This window comes from Comamonas trifloxystrobinivorans, assembly GCF_043359985.1.
GTDB classification, from domain to species: domain Bacteria; phylum Pseudomonadota; class Gammaproteobacteria; order Burkholderiales; family Burkholderiaceae_C; genus Comamonas; species Comamonas trifloxystrobinivorans.
Window position 1 is genome coordinate 54,623 of the sequence record NZ_JBHZGV010000016.1, and the last position, 26,778, is coordinate 81,400.

Consider the following 26,778-nt stretch of genomic DNA (forward strand, 5'->3'; position numbering starts at 1 on the left):
CGCGTATTGATGGTTGCAAAACGTGTCTGCTTTTGCCCTTGGGGGTCCAGAGGCGCTACTTCACCGCCCTCAGTTGGCCGGGTACATCATTCACACTGAACTGCACGTCAGCCAGTCTTAAAAACTCCGCTTCAATCTGAGTCATATAGGGCCGCAACTCATCGAGCGCCAAAATGGCATACCCCTCGGCCACGGCACTGGGCTTATGCCCAGATATTTGAGCAGGCACACCAGCAGGCACGATGCGCCGGGCGGTCTGGGTGAAAGTGCGGCGCAGCCCGTGGAAGGTCAGGTGGTCCACTCCGCACTCAGCCAGAACCTTGGCCATGCTGGCGCGAGCATCCTTCACATGACCCACCTCGCTGGCGCTATGAAAAACATATTCGCCTGATCTGGGAAGGCTATCCAACATATGTGCCATGTACGGCGCCAGCGGAATGGTCCGAGCCAGCTCCACCTTGTCGGCAATGGTGATGCGCTTCCAGCGCCAATCAATGTCACGCCAACGCAGCGCTGCAACCTCTTCTCGACGCGCCCCAGTTAGGACCAGCGCACGCAGATACACAGAATGCACGCGATTTGTCAGTCTCTCTGCGCCAGCCCACCACCCGGCAATTTGCTCGGGCAAAAGTTTGTCAGTGCGGCGCGTGTTCGGCGGCAGACTCTCCAAGATGGCCGGCGCAGCGCCCGCCTCTCTGTCAGCCAGATCCCGGTATTCTGGCCTTGAGGCACACCAGCGTAAAAAGCCTCGAAACATCATCAGCGCCCGTGCAGCCTGGTGCTTGCCGCTCTTGGCCTCCGAGTCAAACCAAGCCTTGAGCACATCCTCATCAATGCTTGCAAGCGGCAGCGCCAACAATGGGTGCAGCGGCCCTGGTCGCGTCAGGCCTTGCCCACGCTTCTTCTTCTCGCCGCCTGGGGCCGCCATTTTCTTGAGGTCATCAAGGTAGCGCGGCTTCCATTCGTCCTTGCGCTTCGGCCTCCCATTTTCCAAGTACAGCGGCCATACTTCGGCAACCGTCAGCGCCTTTGCTTGTGCCTGTCTACGCTCGGCTTCTTTTACCGACTGCTGCTGGCGCTCCAACTCTCGCGGATCTTGCCCGCTATCAACGAGAACCTTCAACTGACTGGCGCGGGTACGCGCATCACCCAATGCCCAATCAGCCACCGTGCCAATAGGAATACGCAAGGTCACTCCATTCAGGCGCGACTCGAACACATAAGTCTTGCGCCCTGTTGGAGAAACACGCAGCGCCAGCGCCGGGGACTCTGTGTCCCACAAGAAGGCCTGCGACTTGCCGGACGGACACACAAACGCGTCAACCCGCCCCGCTGTCAGGCGAACCCTATTCTTGGTTGTCATCGCGCCACCTCCGAATCTGTAGGCAATCTGTAGGCAAATTGATTGAATACGCCCATATAAAAATCAACAGTCAGAAGGCTTGATTTCCTCATAAACCATTGTTTTACATAAGAACATCAACACAATTCTACACTAATGAATACCAATATCACCTCATTCGTAATGAGAAGGTCGGGTGTTCGATTCATCTCTCCGGCACCAATAAAATCAACGACTTACGAGTCGTTATTGCCCCAAGTGCCGTCTCCTGTCACACTCAAGTCACAGTAGACGGCACAATTTGGCAGCACTGCACAACAGTGCCATCTCTCTCTAGCCAGTTTTTGTGCCGTCACATTTCGCTGACCGTACACAAAACACAACATGGCTGCTATCCGTGAACGCAAAGACCAAAACGGCAACGTGAGCTACCAAGCTCAAGTCCGCATCAAAGGTCACCCACCCGAGTCAAAGACTTTCACGCGAAAGACTGACGCCAAGCAGTGGGCAATGCAGGTGGAGACCGAAATCCGAACCGGCATGACCATTCGGAAAAACTCTGCCAGCCAATACACCGTGCGAGAACTGCTGGAGCGCTATCGCGACTACGTACTCATAGACAAAGCCAACAGCGGCAAAGATCACAAAACGCATATTGCTTGGTGGATCAGTGAACTTGGCCACTACGCGCTGTCTGAAGTCACAACCGATCTTGTGACACGTCGTATCGACAAACTAAAGAAATCGAAGACAAGAACGGGAAAGCCCCCTGCCCCGGCCACCGTTATGCGGTACCTCATGGCGCTGTCGCATGCGTTCAGCATGGCGTGTAAATGGGGCTGGTGCGAAACCTCGCCGGTCAAGAACGTACAGCGTCCCAAAGTCAAAAATGAACGCACTCGCTACTTGAACGACGCTGAACGTGAAGCGTTGCTTGATGCATGCAAACGCTCCTCAAACCCGGATCTGTACTTGGTTGTCCTACTTGCGCTTACGACAGGCATGCGAAAGGGCGAAATCATGGGTCTTGAATGGAAAGACATTCATGCCGTACCGGAACAGGGCCTCACTCGGGTGCATCTGGAAGCAGACAAGACCAAAAACGAAAAAGCGCGCTCTGTGCTGATCACATCCCCTGCACTAGAGATGCTCGAAGAACGGCGCCGAAAGACGGCGAGCGAACGACAAGACAACAAAGCCGTTGGCCTGATTTTTCCGAGCTACATAAACGCAGAGCGGCCCGTCGATCTTCGCAAGCCATGGAGCACAGCACTGAAATCGGCTGGCATTGAAGAGTTTAGATTTCACGACTTGCGGCACACCACGGCAAGCTACCTTGCGATGGATGGAGCAAGCCTCCTCTCAATCAGCAAAGTGTTGGGCCATCAATCAGTCAAGATGAGCGAGCGCTACGCGCATTTGACCCCATCTCACATTGACGATGTGGTCCGGAGCATGAACGAAAAAAAGTTTGGCACCGCCAAGGAGCCCTCTCCCGATGTGCGATCCAGAAAAAGCTAGCCAATCCACGACCCTCGGATCATGAACCTGATTCTCAAGTCTCACAGAGACCGCCATGCCATGACGCATGTAGTTGATGGCATCTCCAGCGACTATTCAGTTTTACTCCTTCAAGTACGAGCAAGAATCACATGAATTTCAATGAAGTACATCTCAAAGGAACTATTTGTCTGGGAGGTGCAGAATTCCCATTTTCATCAGGTGAACAAGTGGATGCACTTTTCACCGAGAAATGTGTAATCCTTCAAGGCAAGACACGCTCCGCTCGATTTTCCTACCTTGAGTTAGTCGAATTCAACATCACGGGGCCAGGCTCAGTTACCAGTGGAGGCGGTTTTGTAGGTGGCGGCTTCGGCGTCGAAGGAGCTATAGAGGGTATGGCGATCGCGGCAGTTCTCAACGGGCTGACTACGAAGACCAAGATTCATACCTTCCTCACTTTGATCACCAATTTTGGCGAGCTTCACTTGCATTGCGACAAGATGGAACCATCCGTCATGCGCGTGGTGCTGGCGTCAGTGTTCCAGCGCATGCGCGCATGCAGCCCTCAGTGGCGCGAACAACGCATTTCAGTGCTTGAGTCGGCCAGAGCCATGGGTCAGATTGATGAGCCTCAGTTTGCCGAGTTGGTGTCTCATCTAAATACAGCGCCCGCATGGCCAGACCCCATAGCTGAAGAGGCTCTGCGCAGGCAAGAGGATGCCGAGCGCAGGCGTATTGCAGATGCGGCAGCTCCCCAAGGTATCTGCCCAAACTGCGACGCCAAGATCAGCGTTTATGCTGAGACTTGCCCACGCTGCAAAGCTTTCTTTGGTATGGGCTCGTCCTGGTCAGTAAAACCCCTGAACACGTGAAAGTAAGACTCGTTTGAAAGCCACCAAGTTGGCTGGCACGGGCGGGGAGTTTGCTACACATCCGAAATACTGTATAAATAAACAGAATTTACTAGCAGGCTGTCATACCACCCACCTGCCGTCCTTTCAACGCTACCCCATCTTGGTCCCGAGATGGGACTTGCGCATATCGCCTCACAGGTTCAGGAAGCGATTACGCTTGACAGTTTTTCGCCACCGCTGCGGCTAGTCTTGAACCGCGTGCAGGCGGGATTTCAATTCCCGGCTACGGACTACATCGAAGAAGGTCTCGACCTCAACGACCATCTGGTCCACCACTGCGCCGCTGACCAGCAGCAATCGGCCAGTTGCGGACGGTCAAGCATCTTCCCGGTAGCGGACGTTCAATAGTGTCTCTGACCTGCTTCGCTCCCTCTATGAAGGGAGGTCGCTGGCCCATCCGCGCACTCACAGCCTGCCAGTAGGCGCAAATTGGCAGCGCTCCGTCCGGCAGCGCACAGACTGCGGCCGTACGTCCGCGTAGGTTCGCTTCAGCAGTTTCGATTCGAAAGTTCAATGTGATTGCTGCGGGCGGTCGTCGCAGTTGCGCGGAGGCGATGATGCACAATCACGGGATCGGCAGATAGGTTCTTCGAAGCTGCAAGAGTTAAAACATTCACACATGAAAGATTGAAATGGATACACGATTATTTGCTTTCGTCGGCGCAGACATTGGCCCTTGGCGGATTGTCAGGGCCGAAACGAGAGTTGGCGAGCCCCTGCCTGAAGCCAAAAGGCTCAACGTCGTATCCGCTTCAGAGTTGCAGTCTGAAACCAATGCACCCTGGATACTTCGTGGAATAACCAGCAATGAACGATATGTCATGCGCGCAGAGAAGAATGAAATTGTAGCGAAGCAGCAAGGTCTGGCGCGCCCAGAAGCAACGTGCGGTGCGCTAATACCGATCCGGAAGAACGCAGCTTGGTGGGAGCTCACGCAAGACGAACGCCGGAGCGTTTTCGAACAGTCGAAGCACGTCCAAATCGGGCTTCAGTATTTGCCTGCAGTAGCGCGCAAGCTCCACCACTGCCGCGACCTCTCAGAGAATGAACCGTTCGATTTTCTGAATTGGTTCGAATACGCGCCAATTCATGAGGTTGAGTTCAACAGGCTGCTTTCCGAACTGCGTGCGTCAGAGGAATGGAAATACGTCGACCGAGAAGTCGATATTCGTCTTACGCAAGCACAGGTCTAACCCGCCGATGAACACGGACCCCCAACAGCGGCGCGTTGCGCCGCCGTTTCGGGCCGGTTATCGGCAACGTAGAACTCTCGGATACAGTTGTTCTGTAATAACTTCTCAAGCCAAATTGATTTTTGGAGTGGATATGGAAATGGAATCAAGAATATTTTCGGTAACAGAATATATTCGTCCGTCTGACGGCGAACCAATTCGTTCAGTGGTTCTGGAAACCAAGGACTCAGCAGTTGTTGTTTGGCATGCCCATCCTGGGCAAGAAATAACCGCTCATGTTCACCCGGACGGCCAAGATACTTGGACGGTTATCTCTGGAGAGGCTGAGTATTACCAAGGAGGCGGCAAAGTCGCTCATCTAAAGGCTGGAGATATTGCCATAGCAAAACCTGGCCAAGTGCATGGCGCTCTAAATACTAGTCCAGTGCCGTTTGTATTTGTCTCAGTGGTTGCATCTGGCAACGCGGGTTTTGCGTTGGCTGAAAAATAGTCTTTCTCAAATGTGTGCCCCAGAGAGTTCTAACCCATCCATCAACACGGACGCTGCGCGATGAAGCCGCGCCGCGCCGGCTAACTCCACGTTGAGCGTCAGCTTTCCATATGTCTGGGGGTCTGCAACGGGTCGATTTCAGACGGTCAATAGCGGTCACGTCTTGCCACTGATGAACGACTGCTTCCATGGCTCGCGCATCCCAGCCATTTCACGTTGTGCAAGGACGGTCCGATCCACCAAGGCACCCGCAATCTAGGCAGGCCTTACTCAGCTATCTCGTCGAGCAACCGCGCCCACAAGGGACGTAACTGTCTGCGGATCTCTTGAGACTTCATGATGTCGGCTGCGCTGTAGCCGTAACGCAAAAAGTTTCGTTTGCCAAGGTGAGAGTACCTGGTGAAGATCTTTCGCAGATACAGCTCGCGTTCCGGCGCGCCGAGTCGCGTACGGAGTTTGTTCTTTCTCCGCCTCGTCTGCTTGGCAAGAGACACACCCCGCTTCATGCGGCTTGAGAACTTTGCAAAGGCGGCAGATCGAATAACGACCCGCTGTCCGTCATACATGAACCCGAGATACTGCAGCGGGTGATCCGCGATCTGTTGTCCCCCTCTCAGCGTGAAGTCGCACGAATCAGTCTTGTCAGCGTTGATGTCGACCTCAAGCGCCTTCAGTTCTGCCATAACGAACGCCTCGGTAGGCCCCTTCATGCCCAGCGGCATAAGGAAGAGCATGTCATCGCAGTAGCGCAAGTACGTCCCGCCGTTCGACTGCGCGAAAGTCAACGCCGCACTGTCGAACTCCAGCATGTAAAGATTCGAGAGAAGTGCGCTGATCGCTGTCCCTTGTGGAATTCCCACACCGCCATTGTTCGTCTGGATTAGCTTTCCGTTGCGCAAGATGTCTCGGTATTCCTGCGGCGTACAAAGACGTCGACGGCCGCCACACCGCGGGTTATGAACGGACACGCCTAAGGCTTTGAACGCCTTGTCGCGATCAACAATAGCGAATTGAGTAACCGCCTTGAACACCGCATAATGATCTGCTGGGAGTTCGGTCACTCCCAGCAGCCCTTTCCAACGCTGCTTCAGCAGCCGATGGGATAACGTGTCGAAGAACTTCGTGATGTCAAACGCGATCGCGGTGCAACTGCCGAGAGACTTGATACGGTCGAACGCTTGTTTGGCAAAGTGGATGTTGTTTTTGCCGAGAGAGCGGAATGCCAGCACCGATTCGGACAAGCCGCGCTTGGAGATTTCCTGCTCGTACCGCGCTGCCAAGTCTTGGCAGTAGTAACTGAAGACCTGCGAGTCGGAATGCGCAGCATAGGAGATCTCTCGCAGTTTTTCCTTAGACGAAATCTTGCCAGTGACCTTGTCCTGCCGAATTTTGACCGTCTCGATCTCGAAACGGATCAGCGGCCAGAACGCGTGCCTGGCTACGGCCAATGGATCGGTCACCAGTTTCTCTGCCTTTGCGAGGCCGATAGGCTCGTCAAAGTGAACGTACCGACGCTTTCTGTACCAAGCCGGTACTGGTGAGGCAGAACTAGTCATTGAGTAGCAAAACCGGGATGAGATGAGACCGTGGCAATCTCCAGCACCCACCCCGGCTTAACCGAGTGATAACTCATCACCATCTTGCGATGCACAAGGCACAGCGTCGCCACGCGTGTTAGCAATGTCGTACAGTTTCCTGGAGGTGACCATGAGGTTGAACATCCAAGTGCAGCTGTCAAGTTGGTCCGGCTGGGCCGGGTGGCTTGACATCCTGTGACATACCCTTTGCCCCAATTGGCAAAGGCCCCTTAGCCTAGCACATTACTAGAGCTAACAAGTCGCCCGTTGCTGCATCATTTGAGACGAGGCACAGCCCCAGCAGCCGAGCCCTCGGTGCGCAATCGCAGCAGCTAGAAAGCACCTTTCACAATAGACTTGGAATTTTTCTCCTGGCTACGGGGCGGATGTACTTGGCAAGTGTCACGTCAGACTTGTGTCCGGTTTGCTCACGTATCTGCCATGGCTGCAGACCTTTCTCCGCTGCGCTTGTGCAATAGCCAGCCCTCAAGCTATGGCCGCTGACTTTCTTCGCGTTCCCGCCAACACGCGCCACCGAAGCCTTTACCACCAGCGCCACCGACTGCGCTGACAACCCCTGACGCGCAACGCGGTCATGGCGGCTGACGGCACGAAACACAAACCCCTCGTTGATTTCAGAAACTTCCAGCCAATGCGCGAGGGCTCGCACTGGACAACGCTCTCCGTTGGCATGGGGGATGAAAACTGTCCGCCCTTGGCCTTCTTGATCGGTCTTGCTGGACGGCAAGAAAATTTCCACGCCATTAGGCAGGTGCGTCAAATGCTCCACTTGCACCGCCACAAGCTCCGACCTGCGCATGGCCGACGCAAAACCAACGAGCAGCAAGGCGCGATCACGCGCGGCCTTAATAGGCATCTTCTGCTGGTCGATCATCACCAGCGCCGCAAGCAGATCGTCTTTGACCATGGGCTGGACTTGTCGCTGCTTGGTACCCAGTGTCCGGCGAATGCCCTGCATCACGCGCTTCACGGTCTCGCCTCGGGCCGGGGATTCCAGATTTTTCTCGAGGTGAGCCTTGTGGATCGCGGTGAGCCGTCGCTCCAGGGTAGCTACCGACAATTTTTCCGCGCACTGGGCCAGGTACTCGGCCAAAACCGCTGGACTGGCTGGAATAGTCCCGCCGTTGGCGAAAAAATGCTTCAGATCTGAGGCGTATGCGCGTTTGGTGGCGGCTGACTGGCTTGCTGCGATGAACTGCTCGGCAATAGCCGAAAAACCGCTCAAAACGCCCTCTGGCGGCGTTTGCGGCATGGTGTTGGATGCTGTGGTGCTGCGAGCAGACAAAGCTTCGCCAGCGCCCTCCTGTGGAGTGCGAATTTTCTTCATGGTGAGTCCTATGGAAGGGTTAGAAAAACAATAAAAAACGGCCCGCGAATGGGGCCGTTTTGGTGGTTATCTAGCAGTCGATAACTGTGTCTTATCAATAACCAGTAAATTTGAATATTTGTGATTACTGAGGACCAGCACATTAAAATTTTGGAGCTGTCGCTGTGGAGTAGAAAGAACTACATCCAAGTGGTTGAAAGTCATACCAGCGCCATTGGAAAGTGCTTACGTACGAAGCCTTCGCGCGCAATTACAAAAAATAAGACTGAAAAATGGGGGCGGAAAACTGAACTAGCTCAAGATGGGATCGAGAGACGGCCAAGTAGTGCCGACCATCGAGCAGGTGCAGTCTCCAGATAAACCCAGCGATTTAACTGCGCACCTCAACATAGCGGAGAAGTTCTTCTCTATTTTCTCAGGCTATTGGCAGCCAGGCAATTGGAATATTTATCGCGCTATCGCAGCTGCCGGACAGCTCGACAATTCGAAAATTTTGGGCAACCCCATAGTTCACCACCACCCTTGCGCGCAATGCGATTTTCCACACCAATGCCGTGATCCGAACATGCAGATTCAACTGCAGCGGTATGTTGCGCCGTTAGCCCCTGCTGAACGGTAGCCGTCCGAGATTACCTTATCTAAAGTGCATTCAGCTTCTTGTCAGGCCGTTCCTTCCGCTAACCAAGTACGGCCTTTGCCAGGTTCAATACCATAGAAATTCCCTTCAGAGCCTAAACAACTTCTTGATCTCGATCTCAGCCGTTACCGGCATCTCATCCTTTTCGTACTGCCTGACATTGGCCACGATGCTCTTTGCGCGTGTGATCTCATTGTTCACCCTCTGCGAGTACGACGAGCTGGTGTTCAGGTTTTCGATAACCGCAAGGAAGTAGTCCTTCTGATTCGCAAGGAACCAGAAGCTCAGGCCGCAGACCCATTTCTCCATTTCGAATGATTGAAACGGGAATCCGGCGGTTGCGTTCCAATACTTGAAAAGACGTATGGTGGGCTTGATCAGTGACTTGTGCTCTTTGTTTTTCGCTTCAAGAGTGGCGTTGAAGTCGTTCGGGTTCGTGGTCATCCAGCCACCCGTCCCGTTCGGAATCTGAAGTTCGCCAAGCCACGTTTTCGTCGCTGGCACCAAATCGAATTTGATGTGGTTCAACTCGAGAACAATGGTCGGGCTAGACTGATAGATTTCCGACGAGCCATACCGCTTTTCGACGAAAGCCTTTAATCGATTCAGGTACGTCTGCGGGGTGGCGCTGCCATCGCTGAAGACCACCATGTAATCAATATCGGACTGCTCATCCATTGAGCGAGGCAAGATCGTGCCCCGCGTTGACGATCCGAATCGAAAGTGCTGCGCGATAGCACCGCTGTCAAAGTGCAGCGCCATTCGGGACTGAAGCGTCGTGATCGATGTCGCAATTGATGACTGCTCGCTTGATGAAAGCACCGCGCTGCTGGCCGTGTCCGTCAGAAAACTCAATACCGACATGCTGTCATTCCTCCTTGTCCACTTTGTGGGTGGCTTCGCCTTCTTCGATTCCTTTTCGCGCAGCAACAAACGCTCGACGCGGAATACTTGGGCTTTTCAAATTCAACTCATTGCGCGCTGTCGAAAGCGCCTTCAGCCGCTCTGTGAGTTCGTCCAGTCGATCAGACTGAAGCAACTCGATCTCCCTGAAGAACCGTGCTTCGTTCCGAAGGGAAAGGAACTGACCAGCGGCTGCCCGGTGCAATGCCGCGCGCTCGTTGGGCTTGAGAAAAGTCATTAACCCTGTGAGCAACGATGCTAGGAGGGTGAACGCTGTCGCCCATTCAGGTTGGCTCTTGATCAGCGTCGCTCCGGCAACTGCTCCGAGAATGGTTGCCGGAACTCCCAACCAGTAGTTGCGCCGCACCCAAGTGTCTTCGGCATTGAAATGCCCCTTGCTCGAATAGAGGGTGTCTTCTTCCAGGCGCTCAGCCTCTCTGCGAAGAGCGGAACTCTTGGCCTGATCGATTGAGGTTGTCCCGGTCATTGCGTCCTCTCCCACGTGGTCATTCTCATACCGACGCCCCCGGCTGTGGCGGGGCCTTCGGTGGCGCCGCACCCGGCTGATACGTCGAATCAAAGACCATATCGGTCAACCAGCGCTTGAAGCTGGGGTTGTCGCTGAACTGCTTGAACAGTTCCGTGTGATCGGAGATCAGCTCCAGCACCACGCGATTCAGCGCCTTGTCGTGTTCCAGCTTCGCGTTCTGCTTGTCGGAGTTGGCCTGCGCGTTCTGGTAGGCCTTGTCCTGCGCGACCCGGGCAGGAATCTCTTCGGTGATGACCTTGCGAATCTTGTCGCCGTCCTTCCACTCAATATTGCCGAACATATCGTTGAACGCTCTGATGATGTTTGACAGCTTGTCGATTTCCGGCGTACCGCCACCACCGCCGCCACCGGGAGGAGGTGGTTCGATGAGCGCATCCGCATCGTCCATCGACATCTTCAGTGACGCCTGCGCCTCCACCCGATAGCTGTCCATGTCGATGGCTTCCAGCACGCCTTTGGAGAGGTCTTCCTCCTGCGGCGCGGGGAGCTTTGGGATCAGGAAGTTCAGGAAGATCGCCAGCTTTTCCCAAGCTGGGTGGCCGTAGGTCAGGATCGCCGCTAGAAAGCCGTAACTGCGCACGAAGGCCTTGGCTTTGCCCTTGAACTCGACTTGCCCGTCCTCGTCCAGCTTGTCGATGTACTCGGCCACGCAGGCATCGAGGATGGGGTCGAGTTTGTCCCGATCAGCGCCGGTGACGTAGAGCGCCACCAAGTCCTCAACCTGCTGCCAGCTGTAAACCTGCTTGGCATCGAGATCGCTTTTCAGGTCGTGTAGCTTGTTAGGGTCGGTTTCGCCGGTCTGGATCGTGGCGCGGTAGTAGTCCTGGAAAGCCACTTTCACCGCCTCGGCGTTGTCGGCAAAGTCGAGCACGAAGGTGTCGCGCTTCTGCGGGTGGGCGCGGTTCAGGCGCGACAGCGTTTGCACCGCCAGTACGCCCGCCAACGGCTTGTCCACGTACATCGTGTGCAGCAGCGGCTCGTCAAAGCCGGTGACGAACTTGTTGGCGACGATCAAGAAGCGATACGGGTCTTGTTTGAGCTTGGACGGGATGTCCTTGCTCGGGAATTCGTTGAGGTCGGATTCGGTTTTCCTGACGCCCCCGATTTCGAAGTCGCCCGAGTACGCCACGATGGCCTTGAACGGACTTTTGATCGTGGCGAGGTAGTCCGACACCTCGCGGTAGTAATCGATGGCCCGTGCGATGCCGTTGCAGACGATCATTGCGCGCGCCTTGCCACCGATCTTCTGCTTGCCCACCACCTGCGCGTTGAAGTGATCGACCATGATCTCGGCCTTCTTGCGGATGGCCTTGTCGTGGGATTCGACGTAGTGGCGAATTTTCTTCAGCGCTCGCACCTTGTCGAAGTCCGGGTCGTCCTCCACCGTCTTGGCGACGTGATAGAAGCTGTCTACCGTGGTGTAGTTCGCAATCACGTCGAGGATGAAGCCCTCCTGAATCGCCTGCTTGGTGGTGTAGGTCAGCTCTTCCGGCGAGCGGTACCGCACTTCGCCACCTTCCACGTAGCGCTCACCGAACAACTCCAGCGTTCGGTTTTTCGGCGTGGCGGTGAATGCGAAGTAGCTGGCGTTCGGCAGCATCTTGCGCGACTCGATCAGCTTATTGACGGCGTCCTCGACGGATTCGTCGTCATCCTCATCGTCACCCGCCGCGCCCGACAAGGCCATGTGCATCTTGGCCGTGGTCTTGCCCCCTTGGCTGGAATGTGCTTCGTCGATCAGCAGCGCGAATTTCTTGCTACCGAGGTCGCCCAGCTCATCCAGGATGAAAGGGAACTTCTGCACCGTCGTCACGATGATCTTCTTGCCTTTGCGCAGGAAGGTGCGCAGCTCGGCGGCATCCTCGGAATGGCCGAAGATCGATGCCACGTGGTCGTAGCTCTTGATGGTGCGGGCGATCTGGGTGTCCAGCGCACGGCGGTCGGTAATGACGACGACCGAATCGAACTGGGCCTGCATCGCATCGGCGGTGGTCTTGATCTCGACCAACTGGTGGGCCAGCCACGCGATGGTGTTGCTCTTGCCGCTGCCCGCCGAGTGCTGGATCAGATAGCGCTTGCCGACCCCATCCTCGCGGGCGCGGCGCAGCAAGGCACGGACGGTACGCAGTTGGTGAAAACGCGGAAATACCTGCTTGCGCCGCTTCTTGCCCTTTTCGTCTTCCTCTTCCACCACCTGCGTGAAGTTCTCGATGATGTTGGCCAGCGAGTCCTTCTGCAAGACCTGCTTCCACAGGTAGTCGGTCTTCAAGCCGTGCGGGTTGGGCGGGTTGCCCGCGCCACTGTTCCAGCCCTGGTTGAACGGCAAGAACCACGAGTTCTTGCCGGTGAGGTGCGGGCAAAACCGTACCTCGGCATCGTCCACCGCCATGTGCGCCACGCAGCGCCCCATCTGGAACAGCAACTCGTCCGGGTTGCGGTCGGTCTGATACTGCGTGATGGCGTCGGCCACCGTCTGCTTGGTCAGCGAGTTCTTCAACTCGAAAGTCAGCACCGGCAGGCCGTTGATGAAGATGGCCATGTCCAACGAACGCTGCGACTCGTCATTGCTATAGCGCAGTTGCCGGGTGACGCTGAAGATGTTTTTGCCGAAGTTCTCGGCGGCGCTGGTGTTACCCGGTGTCGGCAGCAGCTTATACAGATCGACGTGCGCCGGGCCGTGGCTGACGCCCTTGCGCAGCACATCCACCACGCCGCGCTTGGCGATTTCGCCCTGGACGCGGTGCAGGAACTGCGTGCGCTTGATGCCCTCGTTGCCCAGTCCCAGCGCGGTGAGCACCGTGGGTTGGGTGGCCTGCAGAAATGCCAGCAACTGCACCACGTCCACCGCCACGTCGCGGTTGTAGTCTGTGGGCTGGCCGGGAACAAAGCCGCCGCTGGTGCAGAGGTCGCGGACGATCAGGGCTTCCAACCCCTTCTCGCTGGTGTCAGTCGTCGCCATCGTCTTCCTCCCCATCGGTATCGATTTCTTCGTCGCCGCCCAGTGCGGCCAAGTCTTCCTCGGCTACCACGTCATCGGGCCCCGGCACCCAGCCGCGCACGTCCACTTGGCCCGTGACGACATCGGCAATCTGCCGGTCGCGGTACTCGCGGATCAGCTTCATTTCGTCCTCGGCACGAACGATGGCCTCGTCCAAGTCCTTTGTTTCGAACTCGATGTGCGACAGGATTGCCTCCTGTTCATCCTTGCTAGGAACCGGGAGCCGCACATTGCCGATGAACGTCCAATCGGCACGCGGCATCTTCGCCCCCGCCGTCGAGCTGTTAATCAGGTCAATGACACGCTTACAGCGCAGTAGCTGCTCAAGATACGCAGGCAAGACGAGTTCCTTGCGCGACCGCAGCACAAGGAACTCGCTCACGCACACGCCATTGCATTTCGCCCGTGTCACCTTTGCCAAATACGGGCGGAGCTTCCCGAACAGCACATCGTCAGCGACAAACCGCTTCACCGTGCTGGCAAACTCGACTTCGCCTTCGAGCGGTTGCGCCACGCCTGTCCAGCTTTGGACGTGCTCCATTGCCAGATAGATTTCGTCGTTAGCCTTTGTGGAGGTCTGGTTTGTGGTGTTACTGGCGAGGAACTTCAAACGGTGAAGTTCCCAATGCTCAGGTACATCCCCCAACCACTCGATTTCGGATGGCTTCAAAGCGATCGAAGCATCGAGGCCGCGCGTGACGGCGTGGTCGATGATGCGCAGTTTCTGTTCAGTGAGCAGGCGGATTAGATCGCGCTTGGCCTTAATCAGCCGGGCGATATGGGCGTCCTGCGCCCGCAGGTAGGCGACGATCTGGTCTTGCTCGGGGCGCGGCGGTTGCAGCAGTGCTATGTCGAGGAACTGGTTCGGATACAAGCGCAGGCGCGAAGATCGGATGCCCGTCGAGCGCCCAATGTATTCGGCCACGTAAGCGCGGGTACGCAACAGGTAGTCGAGATACGCCGGGTTGAAGCTGTCGGCGCAGTGCGGCCGGTACACGCCGTAGGCTGGGCTGACGATGCCAACGTGCCTGCTCGCGCCAAGCGCGGCCATCCACGCCCAGAGGGTGTTGATCACGATGTCGCCAGGCTGGCACAGCTTGGAGCCGACGTAGCTCGCAGCCTTGAACATCGTCACGTTCTTCTGGCTACGCGGCGTGACGCCGGTCAGGTGCGACACGGAGAGCAGTTCTTCCTGTCCGGTCTTGGAGCGCTCATCCACCTCGCGGAAGAAGGTCTTGGCGCGTTGCTCGTTCCAATGTTCTGGCACGGGTGGCAACCAGCGCATTCGCGCCGCGCGGTAGCTAGGGTAAGCGTTCGCCGCTGCCATCACTCAGCTCCCACGATCTTGTGCAGCAGGCCGTCGGTCTGTTCTTCCAATTTCAGAATGTCGGCACGAATCTGCTCCAGCGTGCGCAGCGGGGTCGGTTTGTAGAAGTAGCGTGCGAACGAAATCTCGTAGCCGATCTTCGTGGCGTCCATCGCAATCCACGCATCCGGCGCGTGGGGCAGCACCTCGCGCACGAAGAAGGCCTCGATACCACCGGCTTCCTTGAGCGGCACCTGCTCGGTGTCGCGCAGGTCGGTGTCGGCCTCGTACTCGACCATGAAGCGATCCTTGCCCACGGTCTCCAGGTACGCCCCGTCGTAGCCGGGTTCGAAATGGTCGCCCGCCTTGATCTTGCTGCGCTTGGCAATGACCGGCGGTGCCGACGCGTCGCGCCAGCTCACCGCCTTGCAAATGGCCTTCTTTTCGGGCGCGCCCAGCTTCTTGCCGTGCGTCTTCATCACAGCGTCAAAGCGCGTGCGGAACTCGTTGTGGTCGTCGAAAACGCCTTCGCCCAGTTCCTGCTGTGCCAGCTTGGCTGTTTCCAGCAGCATCTTGTCGCGCAGCCACGTCGCCGGGTCGAGCAGCTTCTTGCGCCGCTTCTCCGGCACCGCTTTCTTGGTGGGCTTGGCGTCTTCGTCGTCCGACTCGTCGTCGCCGTCCTCGTCGCCGTCGTCACCTTTCAGCCACGCTTCGATTTCGGGCTTGAGTTTGGCGAATTCGCTGTACAACTTGTCGCCGTGCTTGGCGTACATCTCGCTGCGCAGCGCCTCGTCACCGGTGGCAAAGCGCAGGCTTTCGATGGCGTTGCGCTTGAGCTGGCTTTTCAGTCGCAGCGGGCGTTCAACGGTGATCTTCCAGTAGCCGAAGTCGGCGTTGTCGAACCACTTGCATTCGGGCACCGCCTTCGCTGCGTCCGCATCGGCGGGCGGCTGGTCAAGGTAATGCTTGAGGATGCGGTCAATGTCCGCTTCCGCCAGCTCGCAGTTCTTCTTGCCGAGGTTGCGCCGCATCGGCTGGAACCACTGGCTGGCATCGATCAGTTGCACCTTGCCCTTGCGATGCGCGGCCTTCTTGTTGGCCAGCACCCAGATGTAGGTGGCGATGCCGGTGTTGTAGAAGATGTTGAGCGGCAGGGCGATGATGGCTTCGAGCCAGTCGTTCTCCAGCACCCAGCGGCGAATGTTGCTCTCGCCCTGGCCCGCGTCACCGGTGAACAACGCCGACCCGTTATGCACCAACGCGATGCGGCTGCCCAACGGCGTGTTGTGCTTCATCTTCTGCAGCTTGTTCACCAGGAACATCAGCTGCCCGTCGCTGGAGCGGGTGATGAGCTTGAACTCGGCATCGCCGCCGTGGTTGACGATGAATCGCGGGTCGCTGAACTCCTTCTTGCCGCCCATCCGGTCGAGGTCGGTCTTCCAACTCTTGCCGTAAGGCGGATTGGAGATCATGAAGTCGAACTCACGCGAGCGGAACTGATCGGCCGACAGCGTGGACTTGTCCGCGCCGCCGACGATGTTCTCGGCCTCGTCGCCTTCGCCCTTGAGCAGCAGGTCAGCCTTGCAGATGGCGTAGGTCTCGGGGTTGATCTCCTGCCCAAACAGGTGAATCGAGACTTCTTTGTCGTGTCTCGCGGCCAGTTCCTGCAGTGCCTCATCGGCCACTGTCAGCATTCCGCCGGTGCCGCAACTGCCGTCGTACAGCAGGTAGGTTCCGGACTGAATTTGGTCGGCCACCGGCAGGAACAGCAACTTGGCCATGAGGTTGACCACGTCGCGCGGGGTGAAGTGTTCGCCCGCCTCTTCGTTGTTTTCTTCGTTGAAGCGGCGGATCAGTTCCTCGAACACCGTGCCCATGCCGTGGTTGTCGAGCGCAGGCAGCTTGATGCGGCCGTCTGCATCCTTGACGGGCAAGGGCGAGATGTTGACCTCGGGGTCGAGGAAGTCCTCGATGAGATAGCCGAGAACGTGGGCATCGACCAGCGTTTGAATCTGGTCGCGGAATTTGAACTTGGTCAGGATTTCCTGGACGTTGGGTGAGAAGCCATCGAGGTAGTCGATGAAGTCGTCGCGCAGACGTTGGCCCGCGCTGCTGGCCTTGAGCTTGTCGAGCGTGAAGTCGGAGGTGTTGTAGAACGCCTGCCCGGCGGCCATGCGCAGTGCACCGTCCTGTTCGGCCACCTTGTGCGTGTCGAGGAACTTCTTGCGCTCCAGCACCGCCTGCTTGGTGGATTCCAGTACGGCATCGAGCCGCCGCAGTACGGTGAAGGGGAGGATCACGTCGCGGTACTTGCCGCGCACGTACACGTCGCGCAGGCGGTCATCGGCAATGTTCCAGATGAAGTCGGCGACCCACTTCAGGTTGCTTTGGTCTTGTTGTTTTACGGGTTTCATCAAACTTGCCCTTGCGTAGCTGTTGTGGCGTCAGCCGCTGTGCTGACTGAATCGGTTGGTGGCAGCGCAAGGCTCCAATGCTTTTCAAGCACGCCGACGAGACGTTTCTGCCTTTCAAGCAGCATCGCCGGTGTCCATTTGTCTTCCGAGCGGACTTCCTGCGTCAGAACGAAAGGTGACGCAGTGCCCTTGCCCTTGAAGTACACATTCTTCTTCTTGGCGAAGTCGTAGTTGCTGGCGGAAGAGTTTTTGTTCCGGTCAAGCGGAACCAAGTTGGCCAGGCGGTGTGTCCAGGCTCCCCGTTCGTTCTGGTCGGGGAACCACTGGAGCCAGTCCGAGCCATCCGGTGGTGTTTGCGGTAGCACGTGCTCCAACGACACGGCGTTCTGCAGTTGCACTCCCGGGGACCGCACCAAGGACTCAAGGCGCAAGACCAGCGCCATCCGTGCCTTGGGCAGATCGTCGTAAACGTCGCCATCGAGTGCCGCGACGAACTTGCGCTTTTGCGCGTCAGTCAGTGCCAGCGTGGTGAGCTCGGCCAGCTCGCCCTTGAAGGTCTCCGGTTCGATTTCCTTGGTGAGCGCGGCGTAGGTTTCGATGCGCTCATTGATGCCCACCTTGGTGACCAGCAGGAAATAGGTAAGCCGTTCCAGCGACTGGAAGAATTCTGCGAGCAGCTTGGGCTTTTGCCGGAAGCGCTTGAAGTACACCAGTGCCGGGGGCACCCAGTCTTTGAATTCCACGCGGTTGAGCCAGGACACGTGCTCATTGATCGTCTCGGCGTGCTCGGTGGCCTCAAAGTCGGCGGCGCGCACGAAGTCCCACACTTCGGCGTAGGGCTTGATGACATTGTCGATCAGGTCGACGGGAGCCTTGTACTCGGTGACGTGCTCCTGGAATTCCTTGACCAGCGTGGCCCGCTGTTTCTGCTTGGCATAGATGGTGCGGATGTGGGCGAACAGGTCGCCAAAGGCGTCGCGGCCCAGTGAGTTTTCAATGCGGCTCCATTCCTTGGCATAGGCGCGGCTTTTGGTGTCGCCTGCCGTGGTGCGGATCAAGCCGAGCACCTGCGCCTTGAGGATGTCGATTGGCGCGAGGTCGAGCCCCCGGTTATTGAGCACGGAGAAGATGCGGTACGCGGCTTCAAGGTCGGGCGTGGAGATGACGACCAGCGAGCAGTCGTTGGCGAGGAACTGCCACAGCGCGATCAGGTCTGCGGGTGGCAGCGCTTTGGCCTTACCCAGTAGCAACGTGGCGTTTTCGCGGTAGCGCAGACGGCTGTCTTCCAGCTTGTCGGTGCTGGCGACCAATTGCGCGATGCCGCCCGGCTCCTGAATATTGGCGCGGAAGTAGTCGGCATCTTCCTCGCGGGCGGTCATGCGGTACTCGTTCTTTTCGCCGAGGCTTACCTTGCCCTTCTTGTAGAGGAAGTCGGTGATGTCGTCGGCGGCGTGCGGCATGGCCTCGCGCAGCACCGCGAACAGCATCGTCAGCGTGGACAGGCGCTGCTGGCCATCGACGACGGATGATTTCGGCTCCCGGTCGTTCTTGATCAGCACGATGCTGCCGAGGAAGTATTGGCTGGTTGCGCCGGAGATGCGTGCGTCCTGCATGGCCGAGATCAGATCGTCGAACAACTCGCCAGCCTGCTCGGTCGTCCAGGCGTAGGGGCGTTGGTAGTCCGGAATCTCGAACTGGTAGCTGCCTTCGAAAATCTCGCGGATCAGTTTGTCGTGCGCTTCAAGTGTCTTTGCCATCTTGTTTATTTCTTATTACCGTTTTTTTGGGATGCTCGGGGCTCGATAACCTGGAGCCAACTATGCGTTCTCAACACCATATCGCGCTGGCGAGTAGCTGAGCGATAGGCGGTACTGTTCTTCCTCGAAGCTGTGGTTGAGCCGCCCACATGATTGAACGTTATGAGTTTTTGCGTACTAGTTGCGGACAACTTCGAAGCGCATCGAAACAAACAAATGCTTTCAAAGGAAGAAATGTTCCATTTTTGACGCAGCTACAGAAGTCTTTGCGCAGCCATAGAGCCGTGGCGGCATTCTGAGGCTCCACCAAATGACCACAGATGGACCAATTTATGCCGAAAACAGATGTTTAAGCGTGAAATACGGTCAAAAGTTGCATTATTATATGCTTATTGGTATATAATAAGACAAAATATGCCGTTTTCTGCATAAAGACAGTTTTTTTGACGGTTTACTGTGGTTTTAATCAGTTTCGGCCGATTTGCGACGATTTCGGGCCTTTGAGCACCACCCCACAGCGCCTGATTCAGCCGACTTTAGAGCACCCCCGCCACACTTCTTTGCGTTTGACCATGCCCTGGTCTCATCGGGTTTGAACGGCCACTGTGAGCCCACTTTTAGACTTCAAAAGCCTGACTTGAGGAATCCGCCGAATGGGCCAATAGGTGTGCTTTCACTCCGGAGTAACCCATGACCAATGACCTGACTCCAGGCAGCGCGGAAAAGGATGCAACCGGACTTGACCCGTGCAGTCGCAACGGAGCAGCCTATGCCCTAGGAAATGCAGCCTTCTGCCGCCATCACATGAGCCGCCTCCTGCATCGCATTGGGGTAGCTCTGCCCCGCTTGTTGGATGGCCAAGACCTGATCCGAGAATGTCGCGCTATCGAGCACAGATGCTGGCGTGAACTCGGATACGAAAAGCAGCCCATTTTCGATGGCGACCTGCCGGGTTTTTTGATGGTCAATGCGGACGGTCACCACGTTGATTTGTCGATCCCAGCGGACCCGGTAGAACTGGCCAGTGGGCTGGCTGCCTTGGAGCCATCACAACCGCAAACGGAGTCATGCATCGGTACGAATCTGGACAAACTAGCGCGGCTGCTGAACTTCACGCCATTCGAGTTGCAGTGGCTACTGTGGTCCTACTGCATCCGGAGTTTTGGCCGTGCGATCTTGCCAGCCATCCCATTGCGTGACGCCACATACGGCTGCGACGTGCTTGCACTGTTGTGCGATATGCCGATCGACGCTGTACGAGATGCCATGGCATCGCGCCGGTTGCACACCTGGGGCTTTCTGAATGGCATCGATAGCGATGGTTCGATGCCGTCACTGCTCAGCGACTGTCTGTTGGCCACCGACCAATTTGCGGACTGGATCGAGCAGCCATACGCCTCGGACTCGGATTTGCTGACAGCGCTCTGTCTGGCGCAAGTTTCGTTGCCAGCCTCTCGCTGAGGCCCTGTCTCTCTCCGGCTGCTGTTCTGCAGCCTCGCTGATCTCTCTCGCTTCTCTTCTATCCGCCAATCGTTCGCGGAGGACTAAGCGTGCCCGTTTGTTTTTCAGTTTTGTTTCGTTCCCTACCTATGGAGATTCCCATGACCACTACACCCGAATCCACATCGAGTTTGTCTTCGTCTGCACCTACCGTCGCCACCGTCATCTACTCCAACACCGCTAAGTTTCCGCTGGGCCAAATCGTTGCCACGCCCGGCGCTTTGGAACTGCTGCAAGAAACCGGCTTCAGCGCTGCTGCCCTGTGCCGCCGCCATGTGCAATGTGACTGGGGTGACATATGCGACGAAGACCGCGCAGAAAACGACTACGCCGTCACCCGCCGCTTGCGGATTCTGAGCTGCTATCGGCTGGTCGATGCGGAACGACTTGCTGCGACACCCAGAGACAAGCGTTCGTCACTGCCAACGCTCTGGATCATCACTGAAGCCGACCGCAGCGTCACTACGCTACTTCGTCCGGATGAGTATTGATATGTCCAAAGCCGTCTCATCCAAGCGCGCTGAGCCGTCTTATACGTTTCAGCGCATCCATGCGGCGCTGCAAACCGGCCATGCGCTCACCGTTCAACAGAAGCGCGAAGAGCCGGTGCCGGTATTCATGCAGCAGTCGGTTTTGGACGCATCCTGCGGGACTCACATGCTGGCGATGCTGCTCGTGATTCTTGGACTTGCCAAGGCGTCAGCACTGCACGATATGTCACGGCGCAAGCATGGTGTAGCAGCGGATGTATGGCGCGCGCTGAGTTCGTACTACTTCACCGGCATCAATCCCAAAGACTGGACGGATGCAGTAAACAGCCTCGGACTGCCACTCGAACTCACCGCTCGCTACTGCATTGAGCACGATGTAGATGCCCCCGCCGTCAAATGGCTCATGCAAGGCGATCTGGTCGCCATTGCATTTGCCTCGGTCAAGCATCACCGCACCAAGCACTGGGCTCTCGCGGTAGGTGTGGAGGGTTTGGTGGTCGGTCAAAGCCACTTTCCGCAGCGCATCCTGCTACTGGACAGTGGTGGAGCGGAGCCATGTTTCCACGCGCATAACGCACGGCTGCGTTTGCCAGATGCCGGCCCCGGTAGCCGTCGTGCCAAGCCTGGTTGGCATAAAGAGCCCAAGCAGAAGATGATCATCTGGATGCATGAGTCTGAGTCTTGGCAACCCGAAGCAGTGCGATTGCTCGCAGCCATACGTGTACGGAGAACGTCATGACACTGAACCGGCGCGAATGTTTGCGGACGCTGGCTCTGGTGTGCATGCCAACTCCTTCGGTCGTGTACTCGGAAAGGGTTCTTGACGATCTGTGGGCGGCAACAGAGCCGGACGCGATGCCAGCATTGGACTGGGGCGATCTGAGCGCGGTAGTGGCGCGTTGGGGGCGGTCCACATGGAGTCATGTCGCTACCGGCCATCACTGCGACCTGCGAACCATGCTCCATGACAGCATCGAGACTACCGCACAGCAGGTTTCACCAGAACGCCCATCGACTGTCATCGTTGTACTGCGCGGCGGCTGCGGCTTGCATCTGGATCAGTGCAGGGTGGTATCCAGCTCGTTCCATAGCGCGGTGCCAGCCTGTTCTGAACTGTGGTTTGCTGCAGCGCCTGCCCCGGCATTGGTGGACAAACTGCGACTGACAGTGGTCGTGAACGGCTGAAACGAGCCGATCCGCGCCTACTTGGTAGCCGCTTTCTTGGATGCTTTGGTGCGCTTGGCTGCTGGCTTCTTGTCGAGCACCGCTTGATTGGCGCGGCGCAGTGTCCCGCCCTCGGTGGTGGGCGGATGTGCCAGCCGAATACCGCCGAACAGATCAGCCAGGGTGATGTCCAGCACGTGGCAGATGGTGGCCAGCGTCAAAACACTCGGATTCACCAGACCCAGCTCCAGCTTGGACACCCGAGTGCGCTCCACTTCGGCACTCATTGCCAACTCCAACTGCGTCATGCCGCGCTCTTCACGGAAGCTTCGTAGGTTCTGACCAATCGCCAACGTGATGGCATTCGGTATGAGCCGTACTTTGCGGCGGCGCTGAACAGGCGTCTCGCTGGCAGTGCTTTGTTTCTGTGGAGCAGTTCGTGACATGCTCCACAGGCTCTCGAAATGTGCCTACCAAGGAAACGTCTTATAAGGAACATTGCATGCCAGAATGATCCTTGAGAGGCACAAATTCTTACAACCAACAGGAAGAAAAAATGAATACCAAAAGAACTACTGCCGCGACCTTGGCGGCATCGTCCGTGGTTTTGCTGGCCGCATGCGGTGACAAAGCGCCGTCCTGCGCCGATCCGGCTACGGTGTCGCTGGTCCAGCAGATTTATCAGCAGAGCTTTGACAAAGAGCATGCCAGCATGAGCCCTGAGCGTCAGCGCAGCGTGCAGATCACCAGCAAGAACACCAAAGTCACGGTGGAGTCCATCACCACTACTCGCAGCGACGAATCGACAGGGAAGAAGACCTGCTCAGCGGTCCTGACGGCGGTGATGCCGCAAGACGCCATCCCTACCGATCAACGGATGCTCAACCACTTGCGCGGCACGTATGAGCCTCAAGGCGCCGCGTTGGATGGCAACACGGTCAAGGGTAATGTGACCTACACCGTCCAGCGTACTGAAGACAGCAAAGAGATTCTGGTAAAGCTCACGGGGCACTTGGCATTCATGGGGCTGTTCCACGACCTGGCGATGCTCCGGGTGTTCGACAAGAGCGATGCTGAGATTGCCAAGATTGCCGGTGAAGCTCCGCCAGTAGCCGAGGCAAAGCCAGCGGAGCCAACTCCAGCAGAGGTTTCACCAGTCGCCCAGCCTTCGCCAGCTGCAGCTGTACCAGCGCCTGCAAATATGGCACCCGCTGCAGCGCCGGTCACTCCGCCAGCCAACGTGACAGCTGTTGCTCCGGCTGTGACCGTGCCGCACCTATGCACGGCTGCTGAGACCCCGATCTTTGCGTGCTCCACCGGCAAGAAGCGCGCCTCGGTGTGCACTGGCCGCGCTGGTGACAATGAGCAGTTGACATACCGGATAGCACCGCTGGAAGGCGCAGTGGAGATGGAGTATCCGAGCGCTGGAACTGGTGCGGCTTCAGCTTTCCAGCGTGGCTCACAGGTCGGTCAAGATGGCGCTGCTGTGAACTTCCTGTCATTCGACAAGGGCAACTATCGCTATGTCGTTTATGCCGGTGACGGTGAGAATGGACGCAAGGGAGTGGTGGTGGAGCAGAGCGGCAAGCGCATTGCTGATCTGCGTTGTCAGGGGGGTGGTATGTCTCGCATCGATCCAGCGCAGCTTCAAAAGATGGGGCTGAGCTTAGATGGACGGGGACTGTCGCTGCCCTGAGTCGCTTCAACATATACGAAAAACAAGGTCAAGAATGACAATAAACGTTTGGTTCGGATCGTCCATTGCGGCGCTCACGGTCGCTGGTTGTGTAAGTGCAGTTTCAGCGGCACCCCTTTCAGACCTGAGTGGCGGTCAAACCGGCCGCATCGAGTTCACTTCTTCTACGCCCGATCACCGATGGGCATTGATCCGAGGTCGCTTGGGCCCTGAAGTGACGGTTTACGGTGATCTGTTGATGCCGCCCCAAGTAAGCAACGGCAAAGTGCCTGCCGTGGTTTTCTCGCACGGCAGTGAGGGCGTGAGTAGCCTGTACTTCGATGTGTGGGCCAAAGCACTGAACAACGTTGGATATGCCGTGTTTGTCGTGGATAGCTTCAAGCCGCGTGGAGAGGACCGCGTGACCGGCCCCACCAAGCAATTGACTTGGAATACCGTAGCCAACACCACGGATGCCCTGTATGCCCTCAAGTTGCTGGCAACCCATCCGCAGATCGACAGTAGTCGCATCTTCCACATGGGTTGGTCGCGCGGCGGGCAAGCCTTGCTGGATGCTGCATGGCCGACATACCAGCAGCATGTGCTTCCCGCCAATGTGAAGTGGGCTGGTGGCGTGGCGGTCTATCCCGGCTGCAATATGCGCTACCGAGTGGACCACCACGGCAAGCTACCCGCGCCAATCTTCATGGTGCTGGGTGAGAAGGATGACATGACCTTGCCGAAGCCTTGTATGGAGTTGGCGGAGGAGTACGCCGCAGCAGGCAATCCAGTGAGCTACAAGGTCTATCCAGGTGCAACGCACGTTTTCGACCGCCTCAATATGCCCTGGAAGAAACACAACGAAGGCAACTTCAATCTCTGCTCCATGGATGTGCGAATGCCCTATGGCGCCAACGACCGCAGTTGGGGACCGGCACATGACAAGTATTCTGGTAAGTCCTTTACGGACAACGCTGAATGGAATGCCTACGTACCAAAGTGCAGACAGACGTCCTGGGTCACTGTGGAAAGTAACGAAAAAGCGCGAGAGCAAGCTGTCAAAGATGTTCTGGCTTTTCTGAAAAGTGTCCAATGAAAAAAGCTCGTATGACCGAACGATTTCAAAGTGCTATTTGTCGATTAGCCACCCTGGTTGCCCTCGGCTTGACTTCGGTAAGCAGCTATGCAAACGACGATGTGATCCCTGTGGAGAAGTTTCAGCCTGCTATCACTGTTCAGTTCGCGCCAGAAAGACCCAACGGTTGGGAGTTGGAGCGGCCCATGGCGGCTTACGGCATGAATCTTTTCTCCGCCAATGTGCCCTCCTACGATGGAAAAGGAAAGCTGATTTCCAGTTGGTCGCCACAACTCGGAAAAGTCTTTGACCGTCCTACCGTCATCCTCGTTCACGGCGGACATGGTGTGTCTCCGGCCAACGTGGATATGGCAGTTTGGCTTCGCAAAGAACTCAAGGCCAACGTGCTGATCTTGGACTCCTACTGGTCGCGCGGAAAGTCGGAGAACTGGCTCGCGTGGACGGAGTACGGTGCCAACATGCGCGTGCTTGATCTGATCGCAGCAGCGCGTTTTACGCAAAGCCAAGGCGCTGATCCGAAGAAGACTTTCGTGATCGGTGGCAGCCAAGGCGGCTGGACAGTGCTGCGAGCCTTCAGCAATCACAACCTCAGCGGTGAGGTGAAATCCTTGCTGGTGGGCGGTGCATCGCTGTACCCCAACTGCTATGTCAAAGAGTCGATCTTTGGGAAATCCCCCAGCGGTACCACAGACAAGCAGTTTGCCCCACCTCTTGGCAACTACGTCGCGCCTGTGATTGCGTTTACCGGCACGAATGACTCGGCAACACCCTTGTCGCAGTGCAATGTTGAGAAGGTGTTCAAAGGCGTTGAGAAATGGACCAACTTTGAAGGCGCGACTCACTCTTGGGACTCACCAAGTGGCGGCATCGGCAAGCCAGGGGTAGACGGAGACTGCTCCAAGGCACTGAACAAGTACAACCAGTTTCCGGTCTGCCGCAATAACAAGTACACGGAAATCATGCGCAGCGAAATTCTTGCTTTTATCGAGCGGCACCTACCGTGATCAAAGTTGTGCCCCAGCTCGGGGTATGGCGAATAAAAGTAGCGTCGCCAGATGCGTTTTTGCAAGAAAAGCTGGCGGTTTCAAGCACCGTAACCACCAGCCAGCTTCTTACGCAGTAAGCGTCCGGCAATCCCATCTTGAGATAGACCCAGTGTCGAGGCATCGTGTGCACGATGAACATCACGCACACTATGGCGAACGACACGATCGCCCAGCGCCCCAAGCGGCACTACTACTCCCCGGAACTTAAAGGCCAGATCGTGGCCGAATGCCAGGTCTCCGGCGCGTCAGTGGCCGGCGTAGCGCTTGCACACGGAATCAACGCCAACATCGTTCATCGCTGGATGCGCGAGCAAGCAGACTCCCTGTTGCCAGCGCCCCGGAATGAGTTCGTTGCGCTGAATCTGCCTCCACCAGTTGAACAGCTCCCAGCAACCGAGACCAGCTCGCCGCCCGTGTCGCGTGCGATTCGCGTTGATGTTCGGCGCAGCGCCAGCGTAGTCACCGTGAACTGGCCCCTGGAAGATGCAGCGTCATGTGCAGCGTGGCTGCGCGACTGGCTCCGATGATCCGCATTGATGCGCTGTGGCTCTCCACCGAGCCGCTGGACATGCGAGCAGGCACCGAGACGGCGCTCGCCCGGGTAGTGGCTGTCTTTGGCGCAGCGCGCCCACACCACGCCTATCTGTTCGCCAATCGACGAGCCAACCGCATGAAGGTGCTGGTGCACGACGGCATCGGTGTCTGGCTGGCGGCCCGGCGCCTGAATAGCGGCAAGTTCGTCTGGCCGCGCGATGTCGCCACCACCGCCACACTCAGCCGAACGCAGTTCGATGCGCTCGTGCTGGGCCTGCCCTGGAAGAACGTCGGCGAGGCTGGAGTCATCACTGTACTTTGAGTGCTCCGGTCGTTGGCC

The 26,778-nt window shown here is 57.1% G+C and carries 23 protein-coding genes; 13 read left to right on the forward strand and 10 right to left on the reverse strand.

All coding sequences use genetic code 11. The features are described 5' to 3' along the window. Positions 1-55: 55 nt before the first annotated feature. Positions 56-1,363, reverse strand: a complete 1,308-nt coding sequence (locus ACFIQF_RS19235; RefSeq protein WP_393945259.1) for a tyrosine-type recombinase/integrase — start codon at positions 1,361-1,363, stop codon at positions 56-58. Positions 1,364-1,726: 363 nt separating this feature from the next. Here ACFIQF_RS19235 and ACFIQF_RS19240 point away from each other — a divergent pair, with 363 nt between their 5' ends. The 4 genes from ACFIQF_RS19240 to ACFIQF_RS19255 all read left to right on the forward strand — a co-directional run bounded on the left by ACFIQF_RS19240 (position 1,727) and on the right by ACFIQF_RS19255 (position 5,442). Continuing rightward, a complete protein-coding gene (locus ACFIQF_RS19240; RefSeq protein WP_393945260.1) occupies positions 1,727-2,863 on the forward strand; it encodes a tyrosine-type recombinase/integrase in 1,137 nt (378 codons plus the stop codon). A 131-nt stretch (positions 2,864-2,994) separates the two neighbouring features. Then, entirely contained in the window at positions 2,995-3,717 is a 723-nt protein-coding gene (locus tag ACFIQF_RS19245) for a hypothetical protein (RefSeq protein ID WP_393945261.1), read from the forward strand. 674 nt (positions 3,718-4,391) lie between these two features. Next, positions 4,392-4,952: a chlorite dismutase family protein gene (locus ACFIQF_RS19250; RefSeq protein WP_011514928.1), complete on the forward strand. Its 561-nt coding sequence runs from the start codon at positions 4,392-4,394 to the stop codon at positions 4,950-4,952. A gap of 133 nt (positions 4,953-5,085) precedes the next feature. After that, a complete protein-coding gene (locus ACFIQF_RS19255; protein WP_012435589.1) occupies positions 5,086-5,442 on the forward strand; it encodes a cupin domain-containing protein in 357 nt (118 codons plus the stop codon). Positions 5,443-5,708: 266 nt separating this feature from the next. On the opposite strand, the gene drt2 is transcribed toward ACFIQF_RS19255, so the two are convergent. The 8 genes from drt2 to ACFIQF_RS19295 form a co-directional block, all read right to left on the reverse strand. Beyond that, positions 5,709-6,998, reverse strand: a complete 1,290-nt coding sequence (drt2, locus tag ACFIQF_RS19260) for an antiviral reverse transcriptase Drt2 (protein WP_393945262.1) — start codon at positions 6,996-6,998, stop codon at positions 5,709-5,711. 367 nt (positions 6,999-7,365) lie between these two features. After that, positions 7,366-8,367: a site-specific integrase gene (locus ACFIQF_RS19265; protein ID WP_393945263.1), complete on the reverse strand. Its 1,002-nt coding sequence runs from the start codon at positions 8,365-8,367 to the stop codon at positions 7,366-7,368. A gap of 724 nt (positions 8,368-9,091) precedes the next feature. Further along, positions 9,092-9,868, reverse strand: a complete 777-nt coding sequence (locus tag ACFIQF_RS19270) for an SMODS domain-containing nucleotidyltransferase (RefSeq protein WP_393945264.1) — start codon at positions 9,866-9,868, stop codon at positions 9,092-9,094. A 4-nt stretch (positions 9,869-9,872) separates the two neighbouring features. Then, positions 9,873-10,394, reverse strand: a complete 522-nt coding sequence (locus ACFIQF_RS19275) for an SLATT domain-containing protein (RefSeq protein ID WP_393945265.1) — start codon at positions 10,392-10,394, stop codon at positions 9,873-9,875. Between the two features lie 25 nt (positions 10,395-10,419). Further along, on the reverse strand, positions 10,420-13,416 hold the full coding sequence (locus tag ACFIQF_RS19280) for a type I restriction endonuclease subunit R (RefSeq protein ID WP_393945266.1): 2,997 nt from the start codon (positions 13,414-13,416) through the stop codon (positions 10,420-10,422). Further along, positions 13,403-14,782, reverse strand: a complete 1,380-nt coding sequence (locus ACFIQF_RS19285) for a restriction endonuclease subunit S (RefSeq protein WP_393945267.1) — start codon at positions 14,780-14,782, stop codon at positions 13,403-13,405. The genes ACFIQF_RS19280 and ACFIQF_RS19285 overlap by 14 nt, the downstream gene beginning before the upstream one ends. Further along, positions 14,782-17,175: a type I restriction-modification system subunit M gene (locus ACFIQF_RS19290; RefSeq protein ID WP_393945268.1), complete on the reverse strand. Its 2,394-nt coding sequence runs from the start codon at positions 17,173-17,175 to the stop codon at positions 14,782-14,784. Before ACFIQF_RS19290 ends, ACFIQF_RS19285 begins: the two co-directional genes overlap by 1 nt. Next, positions 17,175-18,932, reverse strand: a complete 1,758-nt coding sequence (locus ACFIQF_RS19295) for a DUF262 domain-containing protein (protein ID WP_393945269.1) — start codon at positions 18,930-18,932, stop codon at positions 17,175-17,177. Before ACFIQF_RS19295 ends, ACFIQF_RS19290 begins: the two co-directional genes overlap by 1 nt. Before the next feature lie 690 nt (positions 18,933-19,622). Between ACFIQF_RS19295 and ACFIQF_RS24620 the strand changes: the two genes are divergently transcribed. The 4 genes from ACFIQF_RS24620 (at position 19,623) to ACFIQF_RS19315 (ending at position 22,108) form a co-directional block, all read left to right on the forward strand. Beyond that, positions 19,623-20,393 (forward strand): hypothetical protein, encoded by a 771-nt coding sequence (locus ACFIQF_RS24620; RefSeq protein WP_431193948.1) that lies wholly within the window; start codon positions 19,623-19,625, stop codon positions 20,391-20,393. 140 nt (positions 20,394-20,533) lie between these two features. Beyond that, entirely contained in the window at positions 20,534-20,923 is a 390-nt protein-coding gene (locus ACFIQF_RS19305; RefSeq protein ID WP_393945270.1) for a type I restriction endonuclease subunit M, read from the forward strand. Between the two features lies 1 nt (position 20,924). After that, positions 20,925-21,662, forward strand: a complete 738-nt coding sequence (locus tag ACFIQF_RS19310; RefSeq protein ID WP_393945271.1) for a hypothetical protein — start codon at positions 20,925-20,927, stop codon at positions 21,660-21,662. Continuing rightward, complete coding sequence (locus ACFIQF_RS19315) at positions 21,659-22,108, forward strand: hypothetical protein (RefSeq protein WP_393945272.1); 450 nt, start codon at positions 21,659-21,661, stop codon at positions 22,106-22,108. The genes ACFIQF_RS19310 and ACFIQF_RS19315 overlap by 4 nt, the downstream gene beginning before the upstream one ends. Before the next feature lie 17 nt (positions 22,109-22,125). On the opposite strand, the gene ACFIQF_RS19320 is transcribed toward ACFIQF_RS19315, so the two are convergent. Further along, positions 22,126-22,533: a helix-turn-helix domain-containing protein gene (locus tag ACFIQF_RS19320; RefSeq protein WP_393945273.1), complete on the reverse strand. Its 408-nt coding sequence runs from the start codon at positions 22,531-22,533 to the stop codon at positions 22,126-22,128. A gap of 110 nt (positions 22,534-22,643) precedes the next feature. On the opposite strand from ACFIQF_RS19320, the gene ACFIQF_RS19325 reads away from it, so the two are divergent. The 5 genes from ACFIQF_RS19325 (at position 22,644) to tnpB (ending at position 26,760) form a co-directional block, all read left to right on the forward strand. Next, the gene (locus ACFIQF_RS19325; protein ID WP_393945274.1) at positions 22,644-23,783 is read left to right on the forward strand and encodes a hypothetical protein; all 1,140 of its coding nucleotides are present in this window, start codon (positions 22,644-22,646) and stop codon (positions 23,781-23,783) included. A gap of 34 nt (positions 23,784-23,817) precedes the next feature. After that, positions 23,818-24,858: a dienelactone hydrolase family protein gene (locus ACFIQF_RS19330; RefSeq protein ID WP_393945275.1), complete on the forward strand. Its 1,041-nt coding sequence runs from the start codon at positions 23,818-23,820 to the stop codon at positions 24,856-24,858. A gap of 11 nt (positions 24,859-24,869) precedes the next feature. Further along, a complete protein-coding gene (locus ACFIQF_RS19335) occupies positions 24,870-25,862 on the forward strand; it encodes a dienelactone hydrolase family protein (RefSeq protein ID WP_393945276.1) in 993 nt (330 codons plus the stop codon). A 173-nt stretch (positions 25,863-26,035) separates the two neighbouring features. Next, positions 26,036-26,431: an IS66-like element accessory protein TnpA gene (gene tnpA, locus ACFIQF_RS19340; RefSeq protein ID WP_006217728.1), complete on the forward strand. Its 396-nt coding sequence runs from the start codon at positions 26,036-26,038 to the stop codon at positions 26,429-26,431. Beyond that, positions 26,407-26,760: an IS66 family insertion sequence element accessory protein TnpB gene (gene tnpB / locus ACFIQF_RS19345; protein ID WP_393945277.1), complete on the forward strand. Its 354-nt coding sequence runs from the start codon at positions 26,407-26,409 to the stop codon at positions 26,758-26,760. Before tnpA ends, tnpB begins: the two co-directional genes overlap by 25 nt. Positions 26,761-26,778: the final 18 nt, after the last annotated feature.

Bases quoted from the DNA above. Each gene is read 5' to 3' on its own strand.
- ACFIQF_RS19325 (WP_393945274.1), top strand. From the start codon at position 22,644: ATGAATACCAAAAGAACTACTGCCGCGACCTTGGCGGCATCGTCCGTG.
- tnpA (WP_006217728.1), top strand. From the start codon at position 26,036: ATGAACATCACGCACACTATGGCGAACGACACGATCGCCCAGCGCCCC.
- drt2 (WP_393945262.1), bottom strand. From the start codon at position 6,998: ATGACTAGTTCTGCCTCACCAGTACCGGCTTGGTACAGAAAGCGTCGG.
- ACFIQF_RS19270 (WP_393945264.1), bottom strand. From the start codon at position 9,868: ATGTCGGTATTGAGTTTTCTGACGGACACGGCCAGCAGCGCGGTGCTT.
- ACFIQF_RS19275 (WP_393945265.1), bottom strand. From the start codon at position 10,394: ATGACCGGGACAACCTCAATCGATCAGGCCAAGAGTTCCGCTCTTCGC.
- ACFIQF_RS19295 (WP_393945269.1), bottom strand. From the start codon at position 18,932: ATGGCAAAGACACTTGAAGCGCACGACAAACTGATCCGCGAGATTTTC.
- ACFIQF_RS19280 (WP_393945266.1), bottom strand. From the start codon at position 13,416: ATGGCGACGACTGACACCAGCGAGAAGGGGTTGGAAGCCCTGATCGTC.
- ACFIQF_RS19305 (WP_393945270.1), top strand. From the start codon at position 20,534: ATGACCACTACACCCGAATCCACATCGAGTTTGTCTTCGTCTGCACCT.
- ACFIQF_RS19235 (WP_393945259.1), bottom strand. From the start codon at position 1,363: ATGACAACCAAGAATAGGGTTCGCCTGACAGCGGGGCGGGTTGACGCG.
- ACFIQF_RS19310 (WP_393945271.1), top strand. From the start codon at position 20,925: ATGTCCAAAGCCGTCTCATCCAAGCGCGCTGAGCCGTCTTATACGTTT.
- ACFIQF_RS24620 (WP_431193948.1), top strand. From the start codon at position 19,623: ATGACCAATGACCTGACTCCAGGCAGCGCGGAAAAGGATGCAACCGGA.
- ACFIQF_RS19265 (WP_393945263.1), bottom strand. From the start codon at position 8,367: ATGAAGAAAATTCGCACTCCACAGGAGGGCGCTGGCGAAGCTTTGTCT.
- ACFIQF_RS19250 (WP_011514928.1), top strand. From the start codon at position 4,392: ATGGATACACGATTATTTGCTTTCGTCGGCGCAGACATTGGCCCTTGG.
- ACFIQF_RS19285 (WP_393945267.1), bottom strand. From the start codon at position 14,782: ATGGCAGCGGCGAACGCTTACCCTAGCTACCGCGCGGCGCGAATGCGC.
- ACFIQF_RS19245 (WP_393945261.1), top strand. From the start codon at position 2,995: ATGAATTTCAATGAAGTACATCTCAAAGGAACTATTTGTCTGGGAGGT.
- ACFIQF_RS19335 (WP_393945276.1), top strand. From the start codon at position 24,870: ATGACCGAACGATTTCAAAGTGCTATTTGTCGATTAGCCACCCTGGTT.
- ACFIQF_RS19320 (WP_393945273.1), bottom strand. From the start codon at position 22,533: ATGTCACGAACTGCTCCACAGAAACAAAGCACTGCCAGCGAGACGCCT.
- ACFIQF_RS19330 (WP_393945275.1), top strand. From the start codon at position 23,818: ATGACAATAAACGTTTGGTTCGGATCGTCCATTGCGGCGCTCACGGTC.
- ACFIQF_RS19290 (WP_393945268.1), bottom strand. From the start codon at position 17,175: ATGAAACCCGTAAAACAACAAGACCAAAGCAACCTGAAGTGGGTCGCC.
- ACFIQF_RS19240 (WP_393945260.1), top strand. From the start codon at position 1,727: ATGGCTGCTATCCGTGAACGCAAAGACCAAAACGGCAACGTGAGCTAC.
- ACFIQF_RS19255 (WP_012435589.1), top strand. From the start codon at position 5,086: ATGGAAATGGAATCAAGAATATTTTCGGTAACAGAATATATTCGTCCG.
- ACFIQF_RS19315 (WP_393945272.1), top strand. From the start codon at position 21,659: ATGACACTGAACCGGCGCGAATGTTTGCGGACGCTGGCTCTGGTGTGC.